Annotated in this window: 15 protein-coding genes and 2 pseudogenes; 15 read left to right on the top strand and 2 right to left on the bottom strand. The window is 37.3% G+C overall.

Annotation, left to right across the window (positions count from 1 at the left end; genetic code table 11):
* Nucleotides 1-232 precede the first annotated feature (232 nt).
* A complete protein-coding gene (gene hisE / locus V192_RS0111860; RefSeq protein ID WP_025872008.1) occupies nucleotides 233-544 on the top strand; it encodes a phosphoribosyl-ATP diphosphatase in 312 nt (103 codons plus the stop codon).
* Nucleotides 545-597: 53 nt separating this feature from the next.
* On the opposite strand, the gene V192_RS0111865 is transcribed toward hisE, so the two are convergent.
* Complete coding sequence (locus V192_RS0111865) at nucleotides 598-1002, bottom strand: DUF4828 domain-containing protein (RefSeq protein WP_025872010.1); 405 nt, start codon at nucleotides 1000-1002, stop codon at nucleotides 598-600.
* A gap of 219 nt (nucleotides 1003-1221) precedes the next feature.
* On the opposite strand from V192_RS0111865, the gene sfsA reads away from it, so the two are divergent.
* The 14 genes and pseudogenes from sfsA to V192_RS0111935 all read left to right on the top strand — a co-directional run bounded on the left by sfsA (nucleotide 1222) and on the right by V192_RS0111935 (nucleotide 14322).
* Entirely contained in the window at nucleotides 1222-1959 is a 738-nt protein-coding gene (gene sfsA, locus V192_RS0111870) for a DNA/RNA nuclease SfsA (protein ID WP_025872012.1), read from the top strand.
* Between the two features lie 8 nt (nucleotides 1960-1967).
* Nucleotides 1968-2967 (top strand): annotated as a pseudogene (locus V192_RS20100) (Gfo/Idh/MocA family protein).
* A 26-nt stretch (nucleotides 2968-2993) separates the two neighbouring features.
* A complete protein-coding gene (locus V192_RS0111880) occupies nucleotides 2994-4277 on the top strand; it encodes a DEAD/DEAH box helicase (protein ID WP_025872014.1) in 1284 nt (427 codons plus the stop codon).
* 39 nt (nucleotides 4278-4316) lie between these two features.
* Nucleotides 4317-7031 carry a sigma-54-dependent transcriptional regulator gene (locus tag V192_RS0111885; RefSeq protein ID WP_025872016.1) on the top strand — a complete coding sequence of 905 codons (2715 nt, stop codon included), beginning with the start codon at nucleotides 4317-4319 and terminating at the stop codon, nucleotides 7029-7031.
* A 149-nt stretch (nucleotides 7032-7180) separates the two neighbouring features.
* Entirely contained in the window at nucleotides 7181-7489 is a 309-nt protein-coding gene (locus tag V192_RS0111890) for a PTS sugar transporter subunit IIB (RefSeq protein ID WP_025872018.1), read from the top strand.
* Nucleotides 7490-7536: 47 nt separating this feature from the next.
* Nucleotides 7537-7857 (top strand): PTS lactose/cellobiose transporter subunit IIA, encoded by a 321-nt coding sequence (locus V192_RS0111895; protein WP_025872020.1) that lies wholly within the window; start codon nucleotides 7537-7539, stop codon nucleotides 7855-7857.
* Nucleotides 7858-8052: 195 nt separating this feature from the next.
* The gene (locus tag V192_RS0111900) at nucleotides 8053-8373 is read left to right on the top strand and encodes a PTS sugar transporter subunit IIB (protein ID WP_010764085.1); all 321 of its coding nucleotides are present in this window, start codon (nucleotides 8053-8055) and stop codon (nucleotides 8371-8373) included.
* Between the two features lie 28 nt (nucleotides 8374-8401).
* Nucleotides 8402-8722, top strand: a complete 321-nt coding sequence (locus tag V192_RS0111905; protein ID WP_010764086.1) for a PTS lactose/cellobiose transporter subunit IIA — start codon at nucleotides 8402-8404, stop codon at nucleotides 8720-8722.
* A gap of 133 nt (nucleotides 8723-8855) precedes the next feature.
* A pseudogene (locus V192_RS20105) lies at nucleotides 8856-10309 on the top strand (PTS sugar transporter subunit IIC).
* A 75-nt stretch (nucleotides 10310-10384) separates the two neighbouring features.
* The gene (locus tag V192_RS0111915; RefSeq protein WP_025872029.1) at nucleotides 10385-10603 is read left to right on the top strand and encodes a hypothetical protein; all 219 of its coding nucleotides are present in this window, start codon (nucleotides 10385-10387) and stop codon (nucleotides 10601-10603) included.
* Between the two features lie 20 nt (nucleotides 10604-10623).
* On the top strand, nucleotides 10624-10821 hold the full coding sequence (locus V192_RS0111920; RefSeq protein WP_025872032.1) for a DUF3188 domain-containing protein: 198 nt from the start codon (nucleotides 10624-10626) through the stop codon (nucleotides 10819-10821).
* Nucleotides 10821-11234 (top strand): DUF3284 domain-containing protein, encoded by a 414-nt coding sequence (locus V192_RS0111925; protein WP_025872033.1) that lies wholly within the window; start codon nucleotides 10821-10823, stop codon nucleotides 11232-11234. Before V192_RS0111920 ends, V192_RS0111925 begins: the two co-directional genes overlap by 1 nt.
* A gap of 271 nt (nucleotides 11235-11505) precedes the next feature.
* On the top strand, nucleotides 11506-12909 hold the full coding sequence (locus tag V192_RS0111930; protein ID WP_025872036.1) for a PTS sugar transporter subunit IIC: 1404 nt from the start codon (nucleotides 11506-11508) through the stop codon (nucleotides 12907-12909).
* A 216-nt stretch (nucleotides 12910-13125) separates the two neighbouring features.
* Entirely contained in the window at nucleotides 13126-14322 is a 1197-nt protein-coding gene (locus V192_RS0111935; protein ID WP_025872038.1) for a GNAT family N-acetyltransferase, read from the top strand.
* A 53-nt stretch (nucleotides 14323-14375) separates the two neighbouring features.
* On the opposite strand, the gene V192_RS21650 is transcribed toward V192_RS0111935, so the two are convergent.
* The gene (locus V192_RS21650; RefSeq protein WP_167331079.1) at nucleotides 14376-14522 is read right to left on the bottom strand and encodes a hypothetical protein; all 147 of its coding nucleotides are present in this window, start codon (nucleotides 14520-14522) and stop codon (nucleotides 14376-14378) included.
* Nucleotides 14523-14529: the final 7 nt, after the last annotated feature.

Consider the following 14529-nt stretch of genomic DNA (forward strand, 5'->3'; position numbering starts at 1 on the left):
CTATTTTCCTATTTTTCAGACAAGGCTGACCGACCCTGTTTCGCTTTAAAAATTATCTAGCGCCACAGGCTAGCCTTTCGGAAAAAAGATAAACTATGATGTTGGCCCAAAGCGCCACCCTCCTATTTTCCTAATTTTCAGACAAGGCTGATCGATCCTGTTTCGCTTTAAAAATTATCTAGCGCCACAGGCTAGTCTTTCGGAATAAAAATAAACCAAGGAGGGAAAAGATATGATCGAGACACTCTATGAGGAAATACGCGCACGCAAAGAAGAGCCCAAAGAAGGTTCTTATACAAATTATCTATTCAACCAAGGATTAGATAAAATCTTAAAAAAGGTTGGGGAAGAGGCAACAGAAGTAATCATTGCAGCAAAAAATAATCAATCAGAGCTGATTTGTGAAACCTCTGATTTGGTTTATCACATGTTGGTTTTGCTCGTTGAAACAGGGGTTTCTCTAGAAGAAATCAAGAATGAACTAAAAAAGCGTGAAGGAAAATTAAGTGAAATCAAAGAACGTAAACAAATCGATGACCTTTAAAATAACAGAAAAAAAGAAGCGTCCCGCATAAAAAAATACGGGAATCGCTTCTTTTAATTTTCTGTTGGGCAATCTAAATCGAATGAATCAGTCGCTTCTAGCACATAAGTCGCATCATCTGCTTCATCATATAATGAGGCTGGTTTGTCATTTAGACATTGCACGATCAAATGATAGCCGTATTCATCTTGAGCGACCAACCGTTTACTCGTTAGCTCAACGAGCATGTAATTTAGCTTTTTACCATCAATAATGATTTGTAAATCATCTTCGATCGTCAAGGTATGCTGAGTGGCTTTTTGTTTATTGACAAACCACCAGCTACCTAAGTAACTTTTATATAAATTAGGAATATCTGTATCTATCGGCTGTTTCCCTTGCTGCTTTTTCAAAAACAAGGAACCAGCAATACCCGTAATAAGTGATGCACCTAAAAATAATGACCAATGTTTTTTCATAGTATCCTTCTCCTCCAAATTAATCATAGCACGAAATTAAAAAACAAACTATTCGAAAATCTCTTCCTATAAAAAATCTTAATGAACTCATAACTTTTTTTAGATTGAACCGCTTTTTTATTAAACCGATCAGTAAATACATGAAGCATTGTTTGAAAAGTTTGACGATGCTTTTTCGTTCGAAATATGGTATTGTTTTGAAGAAAGGGTGTTACAATGATTACATATCCTAACGTGCATTTAGCACATTTTATTGATAGACCAAATCGTTTTATTGCGGAGTGCCGCTTGCAAGAAACAGGTGAAATGGTAACGGTTCACGTAAAGAACACGGGACGCTGTAAAGAACTATTCCATCCAGAAGTTGAAGTTGCGTTATCCTATCAGCCTTCTCCAAAAAGAAAAACGGACTACGATTTGATTGCTGTGAAAAAAGCAGCAGCCTGGTTCAATATAGACAGCCAAGTGCCGAATGCACTAGCTGCTCAAGCAATTGAAGAGGGGACGATTGTCCTGCCAGAATTAAAAGGAGCAGTTGTTTCAGTCAAGAGAGAGAAGCGTTTTGCTCAGTCTCAGTTTGATATATTGGTAGAAACAGATACAGGAAATCAGGCATTTGTTGAAGTGAAAGGGGTGACCTTGGAAAATAAAGGCCTAGGTGCCTTTCCTGACGCACCGACACTTCGCGGACTGAAGCATGTAACGGAATTGATCGAAGCAATGGAAGCAGGTTATCAAAGCTATGTATTGTTTGTGGTCCAATTTGAAAAAATTACAGGTGCAACGATCCATACAGCGATGCAACCAGCTTTAGCACAAATGATTGGATCAGGTCAAAACAAAGGGCTAAGCGTCATTGCTTACAATTGTTCGGTCACTCCTGATACAATAGCAATAGAACATCAGGTGCCATTCGATGTCACAAAAACGTTTGAAGATCCAAATTCAGAAAGGTGAGGGTAAACATGATTCACTTAGGTATTATTGGAACAAACTGGATTAGTCATCAATTTGTCAACGCAGCATTGGAAACAAATCGCTACGATCTGACAGCAGTCTATTCACGAAAGCTGGAAACAGCACAAAAATTTGGTGAAGAGTATGGTGATGTTGAATATGCAACGGATTTAAAAACATTTTTTCCATCGCTCATATGGATACAGTCTATATCGCTTCACCTAATTCCTTACACTTTGAACAAGCCAAGCAAGGGATTTTGGCAGGAAAAAATATTATTGTCGAAAAACCAGCCTTCTCGACGCAAGAAGAAATGGCTGAAATCATTGAGTTAGCGAATCAGAAAAAAGTCTTCTTTTTGAAGCTGCCCGTAATATCCATGAGAAGAGCTTCAAAAAAATTGGCGATTTACTGCCGTTAAAAAATCAAATCATAGGGGCTAACTTTACCTATATGAAATATTCTTCACGCTATGATCAAGTACTCGATGGTCAAGAGCCAAACATCTTTTCTCCGCATTTTTCAGGAGGTGCTATGGCGGATCTTGGTGTATATTTAGTCTATGCCGCAGTGGGCTGGTTTGGCATGCCGAATGAAAGCCATTATTTTGCAAGAAAAATTCCAACAGATGTGGATGGGATCGGCACTGCGATTTTAAGATATGACTTGTTTGATGTAACATTACAGACAGGGAAAAATGCGGATTCTTTCTTAGATTCTGAAATTTACTTTGATGGTGGAACCTTGGTTTTAGATAGTGTGAATGCTATCTCTAAAGCAGAATTTCATGATCGAAACCATCAAGAACGTGATATTATTGAACTTGTGACTGAAGAAAATCCAATGATCGAAGAAGCCCATGATTTCGCCGATGTACTTGAAAATCCTAACGACCCAACTATGGGTGTACGCTATGAAGAATGGGTAGAGTTGTCACGCAATGTGAATAAAGTAGTAACGACCTTAAGAAAAAGTGCCGGCATTGTTTTTGATGCGGATAAAGAATAAACAGTTTTAATGAGGAAAGGATTATTATGACATTTATCAAAAATCTACCAGAAGCTTTGCAAGAACAGTGGCAAGCTTCTGGTTTTAGCGAGCCATCAATGATTCAAGAAAAAAGTTTCCAACCCTTAAAAGACAAAAAAAATGTGTTGGGCATTTCTCCAACAGGCTCCGGCAAAACCTTGGCTTATGTTTTACCCTTACTTTTAAATGTAGAAAAAGATCAAGGGAGCCAATTATTGATTTTAGCACCATCGCAAGAATTAGCAGTGCAGATCAGCCAAGTTGTACGTGATTGGGCAGCACCTCTTCAATTGAAAACACATAGCCTGATTGGTGGGGCCAATGTTGGCCGTCAAATCGAAAAATTAAAAAAGAAACCAGAAATTTTAGTAGGAACGCCGGGACGCGTATTAGAATTGGTCAAAACAAAGAAAATCAAAAGTCATTTACTACAGACTATTGTAATGGATGAAGTTGATCAATTGTTCCATGAAAAAGAATTGAATTTAACCAAACAAATTTTGGCTAGCGCGCCAACTGATTTTCAGTTAGTCTTTTATTCAGCAACTGCCGATCGAGTGGCAGAAGAAGCACAAAAATTAACAGACGAATTGACGATCATTGATGTAACAGATGAGGATCAGTCAGGTGGTGTTGTGAAACATTACTTTATGGCGTTGTCTCCCAGAAAGAAAAGCGACTATTTAAGAAGCTTAGCATATACATCAGATTTTAGGGCGATGGTATTTTTTAATCAAGTTGCTGATCTTGGTTCAGTAGAAGAAAAATTGATTTATGAAGGTCTGACAGTGGTCGGACTGGCTTCTGATCAGAATAAAACATTACGTAAATTAGCGATTGACCAATTTACTAAAAAGAGAGCAGTAATGCTTTTGACAACGGATATTGCTGCAAGAGGATTAGATTTTGAGGCGATTCCATTTGTTGTGAATGCTGAGGTTCCTTTGTCAGAAGAAAGCTATATCCACCGAGCTGGACGTGTGGGACGAATGGGTGCGGCAGGTTCTGTCATTACGTTTGTCAATGATGCAACCAAGCGAGATTATCAACGATTGCTGAAAAAAATCGAGCTTCCTTCACAGGAAATCTTTTTATACGATGGGGCCATCCACTTGAATAGAAAAGAAAAAGGCTCTTTGGAAGAAAAAAAAGTAAGTCAAAATGCACCAGTCAAAAAAGAACACGCGCCAAAAAAAGAATCAGAAAAACCAATTGTAAAACCTAAAAAACGTTTAAAAAACAATAAAAATAAAGGGGCTAGACGCAAAGCGTCTAATCCAGAAGCATAAAGAATAAGCAAAAGACGTCATGATTGGAGGAAGTTATCCATGAAATCTAGAAAAGACGAGATTTTAGCAGTTTTGGAATCAAAAAAACAAGGCATGACAGCTGCAGATGTTGCAAAAGAGTTAGTGATCGATCGAAGCAATGCCAGTCGCTACTTAAGCGAATTGTTCAAAGAACAAAAGATCATTAAGAGTGATGGCCGTCCAGTCATCTATTCCGTTGTGACCGAGGAAGAAAAAGTGCATGTGGATAATTCCAGTGAGGTAACATTTGATAACTTAGTAGGAGCGCAAGATTCTTTAAAAGTCAGCATCCAACAGGCCAAAGCAGCGATTTTATATCCGCCGCGCGGCTTACATACTATTATTTTTGGGGAAACCGGTACGGGAAAATCGCTGTTTGCGGAATGTATGTATCATTTTGCAGTGGATTCTCAAACACTAGTATCCAACGCTCCGTTTATTTCTTTTAACTGTGCCGACTATGCGCAAAATCCGCAATTGTTGTTTGGACATATCTTTGGTGTGAAAAAAGGGGCGTATACAGGAGCTAATGAAGACAGTCCTGGCTTGATGTCAAAAGCAGATGGAGGGATTCTTTTTCTGGATGAAATTCATCGTTTACCACCTGAAGGGCAAGAAATGCTTTTCACGTTTATTGATAAAGGCGTCTATCGACCTCTCGGTGAAAGCGGGCAAACGTATGAAGCATCAGTTCAAATCATTGGTGCGACTACAGAGTCTTCGGAAAGTTTCTTGACAACGTTTAATCGTAGAATTCCAATGGCAATCACATTACCCTCTTTAGATTCTCGCTCACTTGATGAACGATATGATATTATTTCTTTGTTTATCAAACAAGAAGCAAATCGGTTAAATCAACGGATCGACATTAAAAGAGAAGCAATTTTAGCTTTTATGCTCTATGATGCAGAAGGCAATATCGGACAAGTCAAACGGGATTTGAAACTTGTGTGTGCGAAATCTTTTCTACATTACCGTACCCATAATGAGTCTAGTTTAGTCATCCGAAAAAGAGATCTACCACTTCAAGTCCAAAAAGGCTTGTTAAAAATCAAAGAAGTTTCTGATCGTTTAGATCGTTTTGTTGATAGCAAAAGTAATTACTTAAGCTTTGAACCAGGTACCAATGAAGTAGTCTGGTCACAAGATCCGGCTCGAGATATGCAAGTCTATAATGAGATTGAAGAAAAAGTTGCAACATTATCAGCGAACGAATTGGAAAATGTCAACTTAGAACAATTGATTTCCAGTGATATGGACGCTTATTTCCAAACGTATGTGGATGAATTGACACAAAACCCAGTCCATAAAGAGCTCTTGCCAGAGCCTATCTGGAAATTAACAGATCGTTTATATGACATTGCAGAAAAGAGATTGGAACGCACCTATAACGAAAAAGCCCGATTTGCTTTTGCACTACATTTACAAAGTACGATCGATCGCGTGAGAGAAGGTCATGTGATCGTTCATCCAAACTTAAATAATGTTCGCAAGAAAATGAAAAAAGAATTTCAAGTAGCCATGGACTTATCTGCGATCATCGAAGAGGAAAATAATATCGAAATTCCCTTTGACGAAATTGGGTTTATCAGTATGTTTTTATCGATCAATGTTGGCAATAAAGAAAAGGTTCATGAAAATAATGTAGGTGTGGTTGTTTTGATGCATGGTGATTCTACTGCGTCAAGTATGCTGAAAACGGCTCAAGAACTACTTGGGACAGAAACTGGTGTTGCAATGAACATGCCGCTGACAATGGAAGTCCAGACGATGTATGAACAGTTGAAAAGTTTTGTACTGGAGCATCGTGAAAAGCTAGTCAATGGCATGCTGCTTTTAACGGATATGGGGTCGCTGAATTCATTTGGAAATTTGATTTTTGAAGAAACAGGTATTCGTACAAAAGCGATCACTATGACTAGTACAATGATTGTTTTAGAAGCGATTCGGATGGCGAGTGTTGGTAGAAGTTTAGAAGACATTTATCAAAATATCCAAATGTCATTTGAAAGCATCATTAGAGAGCAGTTTAGAACAAGTCCGCAAAATCGAGATGAAGTGAAGAAAGCTGTTGTTGTTACTTGTTTTACAGGTGAAGGCGTTGCAGCAAAATTATATCAGAGAATTTTGCCCGTGATTGATGAAAATAAAGTGGAAATCATTCAAATGCAGTTTTTAGAACGTGAAGCATTCAAAAAACACATCGATAGTTTAATGGAAGAATATGAAATCAAGGCCATTGCAGGAACAGTCGATGTTGAATATCAAAATATTCCTTTCTTTTCAGCCTATGATATTTTTGACGATGAAAAACTAAATGTGCTAAAACGAATTGCCGGCGATGAAGTTCCAACTGAAAAAATCGTCAAATCATTAGGCGGAACAATCACTGCAGTAGATTCATTGCAAAAACTGATCGTTATGCTGCAAAAAACAATCCATCAAATTCAATCAGATATGCATATTATTGTAGAACCTGGTGTAGATGCAGGTATTGTAATCCACCTAGCGTTCTTGGTAGATGCGATATTAAAGGGTGAAAAATCAAAAGAATTTGATAACCTTGCTGAATTTATGAAGAAGAATCGCTTGGAAACAGATGTTGCCAGAACCAACTTAATGGTGATCGAAAAAGCATATCGTATCGCCTTTACTGAATCAGATATCGCGCATCTTACACAACTATTTTTGGAAAATAGAATCGAAGCAATCACAGAATACAAGCAAAATTAAGTAGTGTGTATTCTTGGAAAATAAAGTGTGTACAGTATAAAAATAGTCCGAAACCTTTATATCAAAGGGTTTTGGACTGTATTTTTTTTGGCACGCTTTTTGCTTTATATAAAAGTGTAAATACAACCAAATTCGAAGGAGTGTCAAAAATGGCTAAAAAAACAATTATGCTAGTATGTTCGGCAGGAATGAGTACAAGTTTATTAGTAACAAAAATGCAAAAAGCAGCAGAAGATCGTGGAATGGAAGCAGATATTTTTGCAGTATCCGCATCAGATGCAGATAATAACTTAGAAGCCAAAGATGTAAACGTATTACTTTTAGGCCCACAAGTTCGTTTCATGAAATCACAGTTCGAACAAAAATTAGCACCAAAAGGAATTCCATTTGATGTAATCAATATGTCAGATTATGGCATGATGAATGGTGAAAAAGTATTAGATCAAGCGATTGCTTGATGGATAAATAATATATGTAAATAAAAAATGAATGGAGCGTTAAACGTATGGAAGAGCAACAAAATTTAGAAGCGGTTATGGGATTGATCATGTACGGAGGCAATGCTAAAAGTGATGCAATGGAAGCAATCGCTGCAGCAAAAGCAGGAAACTTCGAATTGGCAGATCAAAAAATCGTTGATGCAGAGGAATCTTTAGTTCAAGCACATCATTCTCAAACTGGGATGTTAACACAAGAAGCACAAGGAAATCATATCCAAGTGACGTTACTGACAGTTCACAGCCAAGATCACTTGATGACAGCAATCGCCTTTACAGATTTAGCAAAAGAGATCATTGATTTATACCGCCGTATGGATAACGAATAAGGCAGTAAAAAAGTAAGCATATATTTAAAGAAAGCGCACACAAATTACAGTGTGTAACAAAGCGGTTAGCAGTGTGTACACAATCTGTATAGACCAAAACGCTATTATTACTAGGTTTGGTCTATACATCTTTTTGGCACACTTCTTGCTTTATATAAAAGTGTAAATACAACTAATTAGAAGGAGTGTATAAGAATGGCTAAAAAAACAATTATGTTAGTATGTTCGGCAGGAATGAGTACAAGTTTATTAGTAACAAAAATGCAAAAAGCAGCAGAAGATCGTGGAATGGAAGCAGATATTTTTGCAGTATCCGCATCAGATGCAGATAATAACTTAGAAGCCAAAGATGTAAACGTATTACTTTTAGGCCCACAAGTTCGTTTCATGAAATCACAATTYGAGCAAAAATTAGCACCAAAAGGAATTCCATTTGACGTAATCAACATGTCAGATTATGGCATGATGAATGGTGAAAAAGTATTAGATCAAGCCATTGCTTTGATGGATAAGTAAAAATAAAAAATGAACGGAGTTACAAATCGTGGAAGATCAACAAAATTTAGAAGCAGTTATGGGATTAATCATGTACGGAGGAAATGCTAAAAGCGACGCTATGGAAGCAATCGCTGCAGCGAAAGCAGGAGACTTCGAATTAGCAGATCAAAAAATCGCTGATGCAGAGGAATCTTTAGTCCAAGCACATCATTCTCAAACTGGAATGTTAACACAAGAAGCACAAGGAAATCATATCCAAGTGACGTTATTGACAGTTCATAGCCAAGATCATTTAATGACATCGATCGCTTTTACAGATTTAGCAAAAGAGATCATTGATTTATATCGCCGTATGGACAACGAGTAAGCTGTATCATTTTCTTTTTTGAACGGAAGAAAAGAGAAGTTAAAGTTTTTTGAACGGAGCTTTAACAACTACATTGTTTTTAAGGAGTTTAATCGCTCTTTGAATAAATATTATTTATAGGAGGAATTAAAAAATGGATGGATTAACAGCCTGGATGGAGAAGTACATCTTGCCAGTAGCCGGTAAAATCGGTGCTCAGAAACACTTAGTAGCATTACGTGATGCATTTATCGGAACAATGCCGGCAACAATGGCAGGATCGATCGCCGTAATGATCAACGCGATGATTCGTGACCTGCCGCAGCAGTTTTTCTCTGATTATGCAGCAAATCTTGCCGCAGATAAAGGTATCTTTGCAGTTATTAATGTTATTATTGGAATCAACGGATTTGTTTGGAATGGAACTTTGGCGATTGCCGGTTTGATTTTTGCCTTTTCTTGGGGGTATAATCTAGCAAGAGCGTATAAAGTAAACGACTTAGCTGGTGGTATCGTTGGTTTAGCAACATTGATTCAAGGGATTGCTTTTGCTTATTCTAATACATTAGAAACAGCTGTTCCAAAAGAATTGATGAATACAATCAATGAAAACTCAGCAACAAGTGGTTGGTCAGCAACAGCTGAAGGCTTAACAGCAGGCGGTTGGGGTTGGTTAAAACTAGATCACTTAAACGGAAATGCATACTTCACGGTTATGATCATGGGAGCTATTTCTGTTATCATCTTCTGTAAATTAATGTTGGCGAATATTACAATCAAAATGCCTGATTCAGTTCCGCCAGCAGTATCAAAAGCTTTCGCTGCGATTTTACCTGCAACGATCGCATTATATGTTATTGCAATTATTAACTTTGTAGTAGGAAAATTAACTGACGGACAATTGATCATCGATCTAGTTCAAAAATATATTGCAGAACCATTCTTGGGTCTATCTCAAGGTTTGGGTGCCGTATTGATCGTAACGATCTTCGTTCAAATTTTCTGGTTCTTCGGAATTCATGGTCCAAACGTATTGGCACCAGTTTTAGAAGGTATCTGGGGACAAGCACAATTAATCAATATCGATATTTTCCAAAAAGGCTACAAAGGCTTACTGGTACGCCAGCTGTCTTGAAAGCCATTGATGATGGAAAAGCATATATGTGGGTTCGTGGTTCATTTGATGCATTTGCATGGTTTGGTGGTTCAGGTGGTACGATCGTCTTGATCATCGCTATCTTACTATTCTCGAAACGTGCAGATTACCTAACTGTTGGTAAATTATCATTAGGACCTGGTATCTTCAACATCAACGAACCAATCATGTTTGGTTTACCGATCGTATTAAATGCAATCATGTTTGTACCATTCTTAGTAGCACCAGTTGTAGCAACAACAATTGGTTGGTTAGCAACATACTTCGGTTTAGTAGCACCAGTATCACAACAAGTAACTTGGGTTGTACCTCCAATCTTGCTATCATTCTTAGCAACAGGAGCGGACTGGAGAGCACCGATCGTAACAATTGTATGTATGGTTGTTACATTCCTGATCTGGACACCGTTTGTAATTGCGGCTAACAGAATGGAACCAACTGATTTTGAATAAAAAAAACTAAATAGTTTGTTGCTTTCACTTCAATTGAGGTGAAAGCAACAGCTTTATTGTTAAGGAGAGGTTAAAATGATCACAATCGCAAGTGCAATGCAACAAGAAGAAATCAAAAACTTATTAGAAAACTATGACGGTGGCGACTTCACGTACACGTTCAAAGAAAAAAAAGGGATCAAATTGGCATTTGACGTAACTGGAGACAAAGAAGAAGCAGCTAAAAAAGCAAAAGAAATAATCAAAGCACAACCTTGGGGCGGTGTCTTGTTCTTCCAAGCAGCTGCAGTTTAAAAAGATTGGATGGATGAAAGATGGTAAGAAACGGTTTATTCGTATGCAGTATTGGCTTAATTGTAATTTTATATGCGCTTAATCCTGCATCAATGCAGTATGATTTGTTAAGTATGACAACAGGTATTTTCTTAGTGGTTGTTGGAGGATATTTTTTCTTCAAAGGCAGAAAGAAAGAAGAACAAAATAAGAAAAATAACAACGAGGTGAAAAGATAATGGAAATTATCAAAAAAATGAATATTCCTGCATCTGTTTTTTATGACCAAGTCATGGATTCTGTTTTGTTTGATATACGAAAGCATACGGGCAAAAGTTTAACAAGAAAACAATTAAACAACTTTGAATATGTCAAACAATTTTCCAAAAATAGTCGGGCTCGTATCAAAGTGGAAAAACTTGTTGAAAATACATCTTACCATTTTCGCACATCTACCACAAAAAATGACTTCTTGGTTCAATATGATATCAAACCATTAGATGAAAAATCGTGTGAGATTCGTTACAATGAGAAAATGGAATCGTATGGATTTTTACAGAAAATGAACGATGCCGTACTTGGTACGATCCTTATGTTTTTTAAAAAGCGCCAATTTACTAAAATGTTAAAAATGATGGAAGAGTCATATTGATGAGAGTGTCATAGAGGCACTCTTTTTTTTGTCCTTTTTTACACACAAATTACACTGTGTATTTTGTGTGTAGCTTAGTGTGTTTGAGAAAGCGCTTTATAATTGCTTGGTTTTGGTCTAGATCAATTTGGCATGATTATTGCTTATTATAAGAATGTAAGATTATATTGATACAATATTTAAAGAAGTAGGTTGTTATTGCTTTGGTTGCATAACTCTGATTTAAAAGGTGAGAGCTTTTTAAATAAATAATTTTGTGGGAGGACAAAAAATGAATGGATTAACTGCGTGGATGGAAAGGTATATTTTACCTGTAGCTGCGAAGATCGGGGCGCAAAAGCATTTAGTTGCGTTGAGAGATGCGTTTATTGGTATGATGCCGGTTACGATGGCAGGAGCGATTGCGGTTTTACTAAATGCGTTTATGCGTGATTTTCCTAACACGTACTTAGGTGAAGGGAATGGGATTACTAGTTTCTTTACACCAGTGATTGCGATAAACGGGTTGGTTTGGACGGGAACCTTAGCAATCATGGCCGTTGTTTTTGCAGCATCCTTAGGGTATAACGTTGCAAGAGCGTATGATGTGGACGCGTTGTCAGGGATGTTGGTTTCATTGGCGGCATTCTTTATTGGTTTGCCGCAAAGTGCAACAGCGACAGTTACTTTAGCCGAAAAATTACCAAAGAATATTGCTCAACTTTTTACGGATGCAGGTGCGACTGTTAATACGGTTGATGGTGTTTCGGCTGTTGATGCTGGCGCTTGGGGTTATTTCCCATTTAGTAAATATATGGGTGGTACTGGCTTATTTACAGCAATGATTTTTGGGTTTATTTCTGTTATTATATTTGCTAAATTGATCAAGAAAAATATTGTTATTAAAATGCCTGATTCTGTACCACCAGCAGTTTCAAAAGCATTTGCTGCAATTATTCCAGGTGTGACAGCTTTATATGTTTCAGGATTAATTTATCATGTATTTGAACAATTAACTGGGAAATTATTGATTGACTGGATCTCTGAATCGATTCAAACGCCATTGCTTGGCTTATCTCAGGGGTATGGGGCTGTGCTTTTAATTGTGTTGTTAGTGCATGTTTTGTGGTTCTTCGGACTTCACGGAACAAATATCATGTCACCAGTTTTACAATCGATTTACGGTGTGGCCATGGTTGATAATACCAATGCTTACCAACAAGGAAAAGAAATTCCTTATAAATGGGTTGCTGGTTCTTTTGAAGCCTTTGTTTGGCCTGGTGGGGCTGGTGTGACACTGGTCTTGATCATCTCGATCTTACTTTTATCTAAACGTGCGGATTATAAAACAGTCGGAAAGCTTGGCATCGGACCTGGACTATTCAATATCAATGAACCTGTGATGTTTGGGATGCCAGTCGTACTGAATCCAATTATGTTGATTCCATTCATCTTAGCACCAATAGCAACCGCTACAATCGCTTATTTCGCTACAATGGCTGGATTAGTGAATCCTGTTGTAGTGAATGTGATTTGGGTCATGCCGACAATTATTAGTGGCTTCCTAGCAACCGCTGGTGATTGGCGAGCGATTGTCTTAACGATCGTTAACTTGGCTGTGGCGTTTGTGATTTGGGCACCATTTGTTATTGCTGCAAATAAAATGGATCCAAATCTAGGTGAGCCAGAAGAATAAGAAAAAAACATTTAGATTTATTTAATGAAGTGAATATGGATCTATTAGTAGACCAAGATAAAAGCGTTTACTCGGGTTTAGAGCGTATACCAACTAACCTTTAGTTTTGGTATACGCTTTTTTTTGTTCATTATCAGATTTCGCTTTTTTCTGGACATCGTTTTGCATTGGAGTACAATGAAAAGTAAATAGTTACTTTTAGTTAGGGTGGTCACAGTGGAAAAAGAAGTACGTCTTATGGGTGAAGAAAAAATTGATGAGATGTTTGGTTTAGCTGCATATGCGTTCAATGCTGCGTCAACGCAAGAACGCAAAGAACGTTTTAAAGTCATTGTTGCTCATTCTTTAAATTATGGGTATTTTTTAGAAGATATTTTGACAAGTCAAGTGATTTCTACACCATTTAAAGTAGCATTTCACGGAACAAGTTATCAAATGGCTGGTATCGGTTGTGTTTCATCTTATCCTGAATATCGCGGCCAAGGCGGTATTTCAACAATTATGAAACAGGTGCTGAAAGAATTAGCTGAAAACAAGGTCGAACTTGCTTACTTAGCTCCATTTTCCTATCCTTTTTATCGAAAATATGGTTTTGAACAGGTATTTGAACAAATTAGTTATACAGTCCAAGCAGCAAATTGGCCAAATGTGAAGGCAACATCAGGCAAGATGAAAAGAGTGACTTTTGAAGAAGCCGAAAGTGTTTGTCAAAAAATTTATTCTGAGTTGCCAAATAGCCAAAAAGGAGCCGTGATTCGGGAAGAATGGTGGTTTGACTATACCTTTGGTTTGGATGATAAGAATCGATTTGCACTCTATGAAGATGAGTTGGGAAATCCTCAAGGATACTTAATTTATCAATCTAGTGCAGAGCGTTTTGAGATTAAAGAATGGGGTTATTTAACAAATCAAGCATTTCAATCAATCGTTCGTTTTATTGGTTCACATAACGGATCATCACGAGAATTCCATTTAGAAACAGGCTTTGATGGTACAAATTTAAGTTATTTAATGGCGTCTCCTTTAGTAGAAATGAAAATCACTCCTTTTATGATGGCCAGAATCGTTGACTTAGAAAGTTTTCTTGGTAAATATCCTTTTACAAAAGGAGAGGAAGAGACCTATTATTTTAAAGTTGAAGATGAGTGTGGTCTGTGGAATCAAGGAATTTGGGAGTTGCAAATAACTGAAATGGGACAGAGTGTTGTAAGAAAGCTTGACCAAATCCCAGACTCATTGAGAGAAGATCGAGTGATTACAAGTACGATACAAACCTTGACTCAACTTTTTATGGGATATCGTCCAGGGAATGAATTACAGTTTTACGGAAAAATCACAGGAAAAGAAAAGTGGGTTCAATCATTGGGGCAACGCTTAGTAAAAGGTGTGCCAGTTTTAGCGGATTACTTTTAAAAAATAGGCTAAGTGAGTTAGTTATTTCAGTACTCACTTGGCCTATTTGAATTTTATACCTTGTTTTTGTCATCTTGCGTTATTTCTACTGAGGGTTCTTCATGATAGTCTTTTAAAGCTTCTTTAAAAATCTCTTCTTTTTCCTGTTTGTAATTGTCTTGGCGTTCAGCAAAAATTTTTTCTTTCGTTTTATCAGTCATACACGTT

The sequence above is a fragment of the Enterococcus crotali genome (assembly GCF_000633635.1).
Taxonomy (GTDB): Bacteria; Bacillota; Bacilli; order Lactobacillales; family Enterococcaceae; genus Enterococcus_L; species Enterococcus_L crotali.